The sequence below is a fragment of the Flavobacterium sp. KS-LB2 genome, from assembly GCF_036895565.1.
Classification (GTDB): domain Bacteria; phylum Bacteroidota; class Bacteroidia; order Flavobacteriales; family Flavobacteriaceae; genus Flavobacterium.
In genome coordinates this window covers 1,629,469-1,641,488 of sequence record NZ_CP145904.1, presented here as the reverse complement: position 1 = coordinate 1,641,488, position 12,020 = coordinate 1,629,469, and the positions used below count along the sequence as shown (strand labels likewise).

Annotated in this window: 7 protein-coding genes; 4 read left to right on the top strand and 3 right to left on the bottom strand. The window is 34.2% G+C overall.

Annotated elements, in window-relative coordinates; genetic code table 11:
* Positions 1 to 16 precede the first annotated feature (16 nt).
* The 4 genes from V5J73_RS06920 (at position 17) to V5J73_RS06905 (ending at position 7,134) form a co-directional block, all read left to right on the top strand.
* Positions 17 to 1,228, top strand: a complete 1,212-nt coding sequence (locus tag V5J73_RS06920; protein ID WP_338648507.1) for a lanthionine synthetase LanC family protein — start codon at positions 17 to 19, stop codon at positions 1,226 to 1,228.
* Positions 1,229 to 1,257: 29 nt separating this feature from the next.
* Entirely contained in the window at positions 1,258 to 3,447 is a 2,190-nt protein-coding gene (locus V5J73_RS06915) for a peptidase domain-containing ABC transporter (RefSeq protein ID WP_338648505.1), read from the top strand.
* Between the two features lie 54 nt (positions 3,448 to 3,501).
* Entirely contained in the window at positions 3,502 to 4,794 is a 1,293-nt protein-coding gene (locus tag V5J73_RS06910) for an HlyD family secretion protein (protein WP_338648503.1), read from the top strand.
* Between the two features lie 768 nt (positions 4,795 to 5,562).
* Positions 5,563 to 7,134 carry an alpha/beta hydrolase gene (locus tag V5J73_RS06905; RefSeq protein ID WP_338648499.1) on the top strand — a complete coding sequence of 524 codons (1,572 nt, stop codon included), beginning with the start codon at positions 5,563 to 5,565 and terminating at the stop codon, positions 7,132 to 7,134.
* Between the two features lie 24 nt (positions 7,135 to 7,158).
* On the opposite strand, the gene V5J73_RS06900 is transcribed toward V5J73_RS06905, so the two are convergent.
* From V5J73_RS06900 to V5J73_RS06890, 3 genes are read right to left on the bottom strand one after another with little or no spacing between them, the layout of a single operon-like run.
* The gene (locus V5J73_RS06900; RefSeq protein WP_338648498.1) at positions 7,159 to 8,346 is read right to left on the bottom strand and encodes a HEPN-associated N-terminal domain-containing protein; all 1,188 of its coding nucleotides are present in this window, start codon (positions 8,344 to 8,346) and stop codon (positions 7,159 to 7,161) included.
* 38 nt (positions 8,347 to 8,384) lie between these two features.
* Positions 8,385 to 9,953 carry a UvrD-helicase domain-containing protein gene (locus V5J73_RS06895; RefSeq protein WP_338648497.1) on the bottom strand — a complete coding sequence of 523 codons (1,569 nt, stop codon included), beginning with the start codon at positions 9,951 to 9,953 and terminating at the stop codon, positions 8,385 to 8,387.
* On the bottom strand, positions 9,953 to 11,836 hold the full coding sequence (locus V5J73_RS06890) for an ATP-dependent nuclease (RefSeq protein WP_338648496.1): 1,884 nt from the start codon (positions 11,834 to 11,836) through the stop codon (positions 9,953 to 9,955). The genes V5J73_RS06895 and V5J73_RS06890 overlap by 1 nt, the downstream gene beginning before the upstream one ends.
* Positions 11,837 to 12,020 lie beyond the last annotated feature (184 nt).

The window sequence follows — 12,020 nt, the reverse complement described above, 5'->3', positions numbered from 1 at the left end:
AACTAAATTTATTATGATGACAAAATCTAATGTTTTAGAAAAAATATTTTCAATAGAAAAAGTGTTAAGCACGAATTGGAAATCAAATGAGAATTTTTCTCTATTTACAGGAATTGGGGGACTTCCTTTATTTTATGTAATGCTATTTAAGTTAACTAAAGAAAAAAAATATTTAAGAAAAAATCAAGAAATAGTAGAAGAACTTTTTGAAAGATTGAATAATGAAAATTACAATATGACTTATACCTCTGGTATTACTGGATTAGCATATTTGTTTCATTTTTTAAATGATAAAGGTTTCCTTGAGGAAGATATTAGTGAGACATTGTACTTTTTGGATGATGTCATACTAAAATTCACTAAAAAACAGCTTAAATCATATGCAGATATTGATTTTTTGCACGGAGGATTAGGTGCTGCAAATTATCTCTTATTAAGGACGAACTTCAATTCAGCTATAGAGAGTGAGACTATCGTAATTTTTGAAAAAATAGCTAGGTTAGTTGAGGAGGATATTTCTAAAACGATGCTGGTTAAAAATGTGAGTACCTATGATGAGGACAGTCATCGAACTAATTGTGGTCTGGCACATGGCCATATTTCGAATATAATTATTTTCTCAAAATTTCTAAGCAAATATAAGGATAATACATTAATTAAGAGAATACTTGAAAAATCAGTAGAGTGTGTATTGTCATTTAAATCTGTTGACGACACAACTTTAGCAGCTTTTCCATCAATAGCAGTAAGTAAAACAACTGCAAGTTATAGGATTCCTTTGGGCTGGTGCTATGGAGACCAAACTATATCATTGGGCCTGTATCGAGCAGCAAAAGTTTTAAGTAGTGAAAATTTGTATAGAGAAGCTTTAAGTAATGCGAGAAGAACATTAAGAAGAGATGATTTTATAAAAGCGTTTATGTCACCCCTTAGTGATGCTGGCTTTTGCCATGGCGCAAGTAGCCTAGCATATTTACATAAAAAGTGGTTTGAAATAACTAAAGAAAAGGAGTTTGATGTTCTTTACGAGAAATTTATCCAAGAAATAATGCAAAAGGGAAATGATAATTTAGGATTAGCGGGATACCGAAAATTTATAGGACATAATGATTATGAAAATTCAATTGGTTTACTCGACGGAGTTATCGGAATAGGGATTGTTTTGATTGATTATATATTGGAAGATGAGAATTCTCTCAGTTGGGACGAATTTTTTTTATTAAATTAAAGTGGTTTTGAAATTTAAATGATATTTTATTGAAAAATTTTCCTTCATATAGGCAAACAGGAGTCAAAGATTGTGGACCAACTTGTCTTAAAATAATAGCTAAGTATTTTAAAAGAAATATTACAATTGAAGAATTGCGGAAATTAAGTGAAACAACTCGAAGTGGTAGTAGTTTGCTGAATTTAAGTGAAGCAGCCGAAAGCATAGGTTTAAGGACATTAGGAGTTAAAATTGCATTAAACGATATAATAGATGCTTCTTTGCCTTGTATTTTGCACTGGAATAATATTCATTATGTAGTTCTTTACAAAATTCGGAGAAATATGGTTTATATTTCGGACCCTGCTTATGGATTGATTACTTATAGTAAAAATGAGTTTTTAAAGCAGTGGATAGGTCCTAGTGCTAGTGAAGATACGGAGGAGGGGATCGCATTACTTGTTGAACCATCACCAGAATTTTATAATAATAAATACGATACTGATAAAAAAGAATTTGGCTTTTCTTTTTTATCAAATTATATATTTAGATATAAAAAATTTTTGTGGCAGCTAGTTATTGGTATTATCGCTGCGAGCTTACTTCAACTTATTTTTCCTTTTCTAACTCAAAGTATTGTGGATGTTGGTATTAAAAATCAAGATATTCATTTTATATATTTAGTACTTATCGCTCAATTAGCTCTATTTATCGGAAGAACTTCAATAGAGATGATTAGGAGTTGGATATTATTACATTTAAGTGCTCGTATTAACATTTCATTGGTTTCAGATTTTTTTATAAAGCTAATGAACTTACCAATTGCGTTTTTTGATACACGTATGACTGGCGATATTTTGCAGCGGATAAATGACCATAAACGTATAGAGCGTATTTTAACAACTTCATCATTAAATGTATTGTTCTCGATGATCAATCTTATTGTATTCAGTTTTATTTTAGCTTATTACAGTATGCAATTATTTGGTATTTTTTTTATAGGTAGTTCCCTTTATTTTTTATGGATATTTATATTCTTAAAAAAACGCGGAATTTTAGATTATAAACGTTTTTCACAAGTGAGTCAAGAGCAGAGTAAAGTAATCGAGCTTATCAATGGCATGCAGGAAATAAAACTGCATAATGCAGAAAAACAAAAACGTTGGGGTTGGGAGTTTCTGCAAGCTCGTCTATTTAAAATTTCTATTGAGGGTTTAGCGTTAGAGCAATACCAAAGCGTAGGTTCCGGCTTTATAAATGAGGTGAAAAATATTTTTATCACGGTTATGTCTGCAAAACTTGTTATTGATGGTGAAATTACTTTAGGGATGATGTTAGCAATAAGTTATATTGTAGGACAATTGAATTCACCAATTTCACAACTTATCAATTTTGTTAAAGAGGTTCAAGATGCCAAAATATCGTTGGATCGGTTATCCGAAATACATCAAAAAGAAGATGAAGAACAGCAGGATATTGAGAAAGTCACTAACATTCCATTAAACAAAGATATAGTATTAACTGGTGTGTCATTTAGATATGTAGGTTCTGATATGATGGTTTTGAAGGATTTATCTTTAAATATACCTTCCAATAAAGTAACTGCTATCGTAGGTGTAAGTGGAAGTGGTAAGACGACCCTACTAAAATTGCTTCTTAAATTTTATTCAACACATGGTGGAAATATTACAATAGGAAATTACGATTTTAAAAATATTTCGCAGAAGACTTGGCGAAATGAATGTGGAGTGGTTATGCAGGAAGGCTATATATTCAATGATACAATTGCCAACAACATTGCTCTTGGGGATGATAATTTAGACAAATCAAAATTAGCAAATGCAGTAGACGTTGCCAACATAAAAGAGTTTATTGAAACATTGCCATTGTCTTATAATACCAAAATAGGAATAGAAGGTGTAGGATTAAGTTCAGGACAAAAACAAAGACTTTTAATAGCCAGAGCAGTTTATAAAAATCCGAATTTTTTATTTTTTGATGAAGCTACATCTGCTTTGGATGCAAATAATGAAAAAGTTATAATGGAAAAACTAAATACTTTTTTTGAAAATAAAACTGTAGTGGTTATTGCCCATAGGCTGAGCACCGTAAAAAATGCACATCAAATTGTAGTACTAGATAAAGGAAAGATCGTGGAAATAGGGAACCATAATCAATTAGTCAAGCAAAAAGGTAATTACTATGATTTGGTTAAAAATCAATTAGAACTAGGTCAGTAAAGTGTACATAACAAATGCGGACTGTAAAATTAAAACCGAAAAACCTTATTTTAAATGGCAGATAAGCTAACGAATATAGACTTAAGAAGCGAAGAAGTCCAGGATATATTGACCAAAGTACCGCATTGGATGATGTTATGGGGCAATATGATACTTTTGACTGTAATCCTCTTACTATTATTTATTTCATGGTTCGTGAAATATCCAGATATCATTCTATCAGAAGCTGTTATTACCACGGAAATTCCTCCACAAAAAGAGTACGCAAAAAAGACAGGTCGTCTTGATGCTCTTTTGGTTCAAGATAATGAGAAAGTTATTCATGATCAGCCATTAGCCGTTATTGAGAATACTTCCAATTATGAAGATGTGTTTATGCTTAAATCTGTAGTTGAGAAAATTAGAGTTAATAATAAGTACTTCAAATTTCCGATTGATAGCTTACCTATGCTATTTCTTGGTGACATCGAAACCGAATACGCTTTATTTGAAAATAGTTATACTCAATATCAACTCAATAGTAGCTTAGAACCATTTTCTAACGAAGTTATTGCTAATACATTTTCGGTTTCAGAATCAAAAATACGTTTGCAAAGTTTGCAATCACAAAAAGAGATGAACAAAAGGGAACTAGATTTTAAGAATAAAGATTTACAGAGAAACAAAACCCTTTTCGATAAAGGTGTTATTTCAGCACAAGAATATGAAAATAAACAATTCGAATATACACAAGCTGAACGTAATTTTAAAATTTTTGAAATGTCTATCTCCCAATCTTATGAAGGTATAAGTACAGCTAACAAGACATTGAAAGAAACTGAAATAAATCAAATAAAGGAGGATATGGTACTGTTGAAAAATGTTCTTCAATCTTTTAATAAACTTAAAAAAGCTATAAAAGATTGGGAATATCAATATGTGCTAAAATCTAAAATTAATGGAAATGTTACTTTCTTAAGCTACTGGAATACTAATCAAACTGTTAATGCAGGTGATTTAGTATTTACCATAATTCCAGATGAAAATTCATTATTTATAGCGAAATTGAAAACACCTATTAAAAATTCAGGTAAAATTAAAGTAGGTCAACTGGTAAATATAAAATTGGAGAACTATCCTGATACTGAATTTGGAGTTTTAAATGGTACTGTTAAAAATGTTTCACTCGTACCTGACAAAGATGGGTTTTATCTCATAGATGTAAAACTTCCAACAAAATTAATTACTTCATATAAGAAAGAAATTAAATTTAAACAAGAAATGCAGGGAACAGCTGAAATAGTTACTGAAGATTTACGTTTAATAGAACGACTTTTTTATCAATTTAAAGAAATTGTAAAAAGATAATTTTTCTATTACGCTTCAGAAATATTTTTAATGGCAAATAATTGTTCAATTGTAAAGACACAATGTCGAAAATTATAAACTAAAGTGAATTTTTTTCAATAATTATCTACCAGTAGTATTATCGGCTAAGATTTATTAATTCGCTCTTTTTCTATTATCAAGTCAGGAATTAAAAAATATGTATGCTAAAATCCTATATAATTATTTAGCAAGAATTTAGACGTTTACAGGTTGTTCTTTAGGTGATATTGAAAATATTAACACTTTACATTATATAATATTCCTAAATAAATAATGTTTAACAATAATGTCGTAGCTAAAGGGCAGATAATTAGATGTAACTTGAGTTTTAGTCAAATCATGAATAAGACAAGATTTTAAATTGTCATTAATTTTATCTCTAATAGTAGTAAACTGATTGTTAATATTGTCGATATTCTTTCTTATATCTTTTAAATTTGATTCACAAAGTTCTAGAATCACTTTAGCAATAAACTTGAATGGAGTGGTCAATTAGAACGATTTTTCCTCTAGTGTGCCACATTTACCATATCTACAGTATTTCTCTCTAAAAGCCAGATTATTTCTACTTAATTTCATTAACGATATATATAATAAAAAACATCTGAAGAAGGGCCTTGCACAAGATTTTTTCTCAATGTAATTTTTTTCTGTATAGTAACTTTATATGGCAAGGGTTTTAATTGTTAGAGTTTACATTAATTTTTAACTAATTTAGTGACCTTTTAATCTTATCAATCCCCCATTATGAATAAATCATTAGTCCCTGTCGAACGACCTTATGGAAAGTATTACGCCATTCAGCTTATAGAAACCAAATTTAAGCAGACAATAGACCGGGGTGACACTAGCGAAATTATATTTAAATGGGATGAGATCGTAGATAATATCTCACAGCCAAAAAATGATCTGGCCATTCAGGTCGCACAAGCTAACCCAAATTCTAGTAAGCATGAGATAAAAGATTTGGCAAAAGCAATTACGGAAACAAAAAACATTAAACCCATGGACAAGGTTTTCGGAGTACATGACCAAAATATTGAAAGGATAGGATACGTAAGCGTAAAAGAAGTCACTGATCAAACCACCGTAAAAATTTCAATAAAGTGGATAGACGAAAGTGCCTTTAGAGAAATCGATATTCCTGTTTTCCGTGACGATGAGCAAATACAATTATTGGGTAGCCGCGAACTGGGTAAAATAGAAAGACAATTTGGAACAAGTTTACAGAGGATTTATGACCTTATGCCGGTAATACAAGATGAGCAAAATAATTACTTTAAAACAGCTATAAAACTTGAATATACAGAAGGGATACTTCCTAAGCAAGATGAGGGAGGTAAAATCACCCTTTTCTACGGAACAAATAGAAACGAATTAAATAGATCAGGCAACAAACAGACTTATGGATCTGATTTGGTTGAGCTCCAGCTTGGTCTTTGCGAGGTAAATATTCCAAGAGGGCACGTACAGGGCGAACTAGAACGCCCGATGCGTATAATATGGGAATTCCCTGAAGATCAAGACAAACATGTCATAGTACATAAAGTCCAGCCAATGGATAGGTCAACATTTATATCAGAATTTAATACTGCGATAAGTGATGCGCCGGAAAAAAATGCACTGCTGTTTATTCATGGCTATAGAAATTCTTTTGAAGATGCAGCCAGAAGGACAGCTCAACTGGCTTGGGATTTGCCATTTACTGGATTTTCCGGTTTTTTTAGCTGGCCTTCAAGTGCTAAATATGTTGACTATCTTTCTGACGAAGCAAAAGCGAGAAGCAGCGTTCTTGCTCTGGAAGATTTTTTAAGGCAATTAATGCTAAATACACAGTTGGAACATATACACATCATCGCCCACAGTATGGGAACACTTGTCACAACGCTTTCGTTGAATTCTTTAAGGCGTGATTCTTCCATGACACCGCACCTTGAAAAGATTCACCAGCTTATTCTTGGCGCGTCGGATATAGACCAACAAGAGTTTCGCAATACCATCCTACCTGAATTTAAGAATATTGGCATTCGCAGAACAATTTACGCTTCCGATCATGATGGAGCTCTAGGAATTTCAAGTTGGGGAAGGCGAGGACGCCTGCGCCTTGGACAGATTGGGAATGATATATTTGTAGATGAGGGTATTGACACAGTAGAAGCATCAAACATCGATTTGCCGAATTCCCACGGCTATCTATTTGAAAGCAAGCTTTTGCTGAACGATCTGTTTTATCTGATAACAAAAAACCTGAATCCCGCCCAGCGAAGACTTCGAGAAGTTAAAAAAGAACTGCTCCGCTACTGGCTCTTCCTGGAATAACAGGCAGTTCTTCCCATTGCCAGACTATATATACACAATCTTGCTTGTCACCAATGACGCTGTATCCATCTCGAGTACGGTCAGGCTCTCTGCATTTTCAAAAAAAAGCACGCATGCCTTTTTTCCGTTTTTCGAAGATGGATAAATTATACCATCGATTCGCTTTTCCTTTTTCAGTTTATCAGAAAAAGGAAACCTGAAATACTCGGTAATAATTTGCGTCGGCACATACTCTATGTGGACGCGTCCATCCCTTTCGATGGGAGCCACCAGGTCCATAACAAAATCTTTCATAAAGGCAATCCTAAAACGGTCGTTCTGTTTTTTTTGATCAAAAGGACTTGGAAGATCCGGAAGCGCTGATAAATCTATAATATTTAATTCATGTTTCGAAATAAAGGCTGCGGTCGTAAAAAAATCCTTATTAGTATCCTTTAAGTCCAGCGTTTCTGCAATGGCTGTCTCGTGCTCGAATGCACCATAAAACATTGAGATGCCCGAGGGACTCATCCTGTTTGGATTTACAGCATATTCCTCAGGAGGGGACGTCATTCCTTCAGCAGTAGTCACAGAAATGTCACCCTTAACGTGCTGCCTGCAACGATACAATGGTGTGCCCTGAGGAAGTATCTTTAGGAGTCCAAACTTTTTTATACTGTCCCCTATTTCGTCCAGCATATCGTTCGAATTAATACGATAATCGTCAGAATTAAAATCTTTAACCAGTCCGAAGAAATAGCGCGACCTATGTTTTACAACCTTTTTAAAATAATTCCAGCTGTACAGCATAATGTCCGAAGGGCTGTCATGATACTCCATTTCATTGGCCCAGGGCTTATTCAGGTCAAGTGATTCAAACACATCGTCGAAAAGCTTATTATCTGGTATATCAAGTTCGAAATGCTCCTGAAGAATTTCATCGCTGTCATATACATTTCCAAGGTATCCGCCTTCGCTGGATTGATACGACATGAAGTTGGCAGGGTCAGTATATAATCTTACCACCGCTTCCATAATGAATTCCATAAGGTCTTCCAGGGGAACAACAGATGTTGCCCTCTCACAATAGTCGCAATATCCTCGGGAGGCGTTTCTGCGAATAAAATTTCTTATCGCTGGCTCGTCTATATGATTTGCACACACATTTGTATCGGGAACTCTGTTCAGTCCAAGTTCTTCCAGGCGCATTGCCTCTTCCATTACTCCACTCATCGATTTTGTATTTTGGTTTGTTCCTTAAATAATCTTTCTCAATCCAGCAATTTTACATCCAGATCGCGAAGCCTTGATAGTGTAGAAGCCCTTACTTTCTCCAGGCATGCGATGTAAAGCAACTTTTCAGCACGGCTAAAGGCCACGTAGCCTAATCGGGGATAATCTGTCTTTTCATTATCCCTTTTAAGTTCTCTGACAGCGCGATCAGTCTCAATCCACAATAGCAGCTCCTCTTCTGTTTTGGCTATGGCAAGAACAGCTTTGGACTCCAATCCTTTTATAGTATGTATATTACAGACAGTAACTACGTTGCCTGCCTGTTGATTGTTAAAGTCAAATTTTAAATTATCAATTTTTACGGGCAGCCCCTTCACCATATCAAGTTTCAATTCATCCTTAATAAAACTCCCGTATGTGTTTTCATTAGTAATCCTGCCATTATGAATGGCCTTAAAAACAGCAATAGAATGCCTTCTTAAAGTATAGACAGTTGTTTGATAATGGTCACAAAATTCAGTCTGGTTCATGCGTATAGTTGACAGTAATGTGTCCTGTATTGCTTTGATAGGTGATATGCCCGTTTCTTTTTTTGGATTCATAAAATGATTGCTGACCGCTGCAGTTATGCGGTTAATAACATCATTTTTTTTAGCCAGTATACATCGTCCCGACATTGGTATATTCAAATTATCACACCTGTTATAAAAGTCTTCGATAATTGGTTTGACACTTTCCCATTTTTGAGAAAATAAAATATCCTCTCCTACCTCAGCGGCTGCTTTACCCAGATTGCATACTGCTTGTTGTTGAAAAACATTAGATTTAAAAGAACGTCCATTGAATTTATTGAGAAATAGAACTATTTTTTGTGATGACCTAAAATTTTTGTTATTGATTTCTATATCATAGTTACTGCTGGCTGCCGCTTTTAGAATTGGAATATTTTTAAAATCCTTGATGGATGAATCAAAGCTCTGAATATATTGCTCAGGATCACCAACACAGTATATTCTTGTTTTCTGCTCTTTTCTGATATTCTCGACAATAGTAAAAACATCGTTGCCGGAATCCTGAAACTCGTCAACAAATAAAAACTGCAGCCTATTGCTGAATGCCTTTGCTACTGCTTTATTTGCCATGCATCCTTTTGCTATAGTTAAGGTCTGGTCAAAAGTTATATATCCCTTCTTGTTGAGTTTTTCTCGAATGGACTTCTTAAGTACGGCGGCACCTTGTGGCGTCTTAACCCGCTTTTCTTTTTCCTTGAGGCTCTCCACTTTTAAATAAACAGCATCTAAATCACATTGCAAAAATAATTTTTCCCTGCCTACCTGTTCACTACCAAATGAGGCAAAGGGCATAACAATAAACTTGTTTAAAAAGGAATGCATCGTTCCTATAAATAGATTCTCCGGTATACTAATTTTCTTCGAGACCCTTAAATAAATATTATTTGCAGCAGCGTTTGTATAGGTAATCACTGCCATGTAACGTACGGGAGAAAGTTCCGGCAGGGCTGTAATTATTGATGCGACCATGTTATGAGTCTTTCCAGCACCGGGTCCTGCAATAATAAGCTTTGCGTTTAATTTTTCCTTAGCCATTAAGATAAAAAATTAATCCCGTCAGTTATATAAGAGGGAATCTTAAATCCTTCTGTCGCAATTTCTGAATCTGTTAAGCTAAGCATCAAGGAATAGGCAAACTCAGATTTATAGCCCTCTATCAAATTAAAAAATGCCCCAGTATCAATTGGGTCGGCTCCCAATGACTTTACATATGCTTTTCCTGAAATTGGTCTTACTTCTTGTAATACCTTAAGTAATATAGTACGTCCTACTCCTGTTGCATTGACTGTAATGAGATCTTTTTCAAAGGTAGAATCCTCAGTGATTCCAACACGTATTTGAGATACTCCAGCATACTTTGCTGCTAGATTATCAGCTCGGTCCTCTGCCTTAGTATCCGAATCCCTATCGGTTAGTACCAGACATTTCTGGAAAAAGCCATTCTTGATGATTTCAAGAAAATAACTAAAAGCAAGTCCGTTTACATTAATGACACAACAACTTGACTTCTCGGTCGTATGCTTAAGTATTCGTTCGAAAAATACTGGTATCAAAAGTTTTTCAGAGATACCTTCAACAAGTATTATCTTTCGCGAATAAAACATATTGGCATTTACCGCATCCAGATACTTATTTAGATACTTGATCTGTTTTTTTCCCAATGCTGTACTACTGAAGCCATCCAGTACATAATGTGAAGCAATTTGATCACCATTACGGTAAAGTACTACTGTATTCTCAAAATCAATTTTGGTAGTAATGTGTGTAGAATGTGAAGTAATTAACAGCTGGATATCCTTGCGAAATTCTTTTGCGTCGCTATTTTTTATGAGCGACTCAATATTATGGGCAAGGTGATCCTGCAGGTTTGGGTGTAAATGTGATTCTGGTTCTTCAAGACCTACTACTCGAAAATAGGAGCTGTGACCACGCGTTACATCCTCAACGTAGGACAGCACCAAAGAGATAAATAAAAGGTTATTTCTTCCAGTACCATTCCTTTCTATTTTTATAGGATTGTCCCCATAAATAAGACTTATTTTTTTTAAAAGATCAGAAACATCTGGGAGTGTAAAGATTAAGTCTACCAGATTTGAAGTCTCATCGGTAGCCAGTGAAATTTTGTCAAGTTGTACCGAGATACCATTTTTAATTTCCTGTAATGTAGCATTATCATTTATTGCCTGCTGCAATCCTACCAACTGCCCCTTAAGATCCTGGTATTTCTCCTCTTCCTTAGAATTTAATATCCTGAAAAGCAACCTGCTATTGTGGCTGGCAACCAATTCAGTGCAGGCGTCCCGCAAAGCATCAAGAAGCTCAAATTTTATCTGATTTAGGTGGTAAGTATTTGCCCCTGTCGCAGTATTGCCCCCTCCGTATATTGTATAGAAGTATTTTGAGATTGGAAAGTTGACAAGATCTAATTTTGCACTAGGAAGCAGATTATCAAAAAACTCCTGTGAATGCTCGCTAATAAATTTTGAAATAAAATCCCTTTGTCGCTGGAGATCCTGCAGCCTGTCAAATCGCGAACCCGGAGCGAAATTATAAGCAAGTGTCGCCTCGGTAAGACTGCCGTTACTAAACCAGTCACATATTACCGACTCCTGGTCATCGTCCCACCCTTTTAAAGTAGCCTCGATAAATATTTCAGGATATTCGATCTCAGCTATTGGGATGCTAAAATCCAGTATTTGGCTTTTAAACTTTTGTATTACATTATAATTAAAATCTGCAACTTCTAGAATACGCCTTTTGGTATAGGAAACATCCTGTCCGAAAATCAAGCCTATGGAATCCAATAGATTAGATTTGCCAATATTATTCTCCCCTATTATTAATGTCAGGGGTTTTAAATCTATCTTAAAATCATTAAAGGTTCTGTAATTCTTGATTACGAGCTTTGATATGTACATATTAGTGCTATTGTGCATCCTTGGAACTTAAATACTTATTTATCTTTAGACTAAAGTACGTTTCATTGGTGCAGTTAATTTTTCTATAAATTAAAATCTCACTAAATTAAAGCTTTTGTAAGCGATTTTGTATCTATTAATAGTTTTTTATGAACAATTAATGGCTTAAATGTCAATAAAACTA

Coding starts and splice junctions, on each gene's coding strand:
- V5J73_RS06920 (WP_338648507.1), top strand. CDS start 17: ATGACAAAATCTAATGTTTTAGAAAAAATATTTTCAATAGAAAAAGTG.
- V5J73_RS06910 (WP_338648503.1), top strand. CDS start 3,502: ATGGCAGATAAGCTAACGAATATAGACTTAAGAAGCGAAGAAGTCCAG.
- V5J73_RS06905 (WP_338648499.1), top strand. CDS start 5,563: ATGAATAAATCATTAGTCCCTGTCGAACGACCTTATGGAAAGTATTAC.
- V5J73_RS06900 (WP_338648498.1), bottom strand. CDS start 8,346: ATGAGTGGAGTAATGGAAGAGGCAATGCGCCTGGAAGAACTTGGACTG.
- V5J73_RS06895 (WP_338648497.1), bottom strand. CDS start 9,953: ATGGCTAAGGAAAAATTAAACGCAAAGCTTATTATTGCAGGACCCGGT.
- V5J73_RS06890 (WP_338648496.1), bottom strand. CDS start 11,836: ATGTACATATCAAAGCTCGTAATCAAGAATTACAGAACCTTTAATGAT.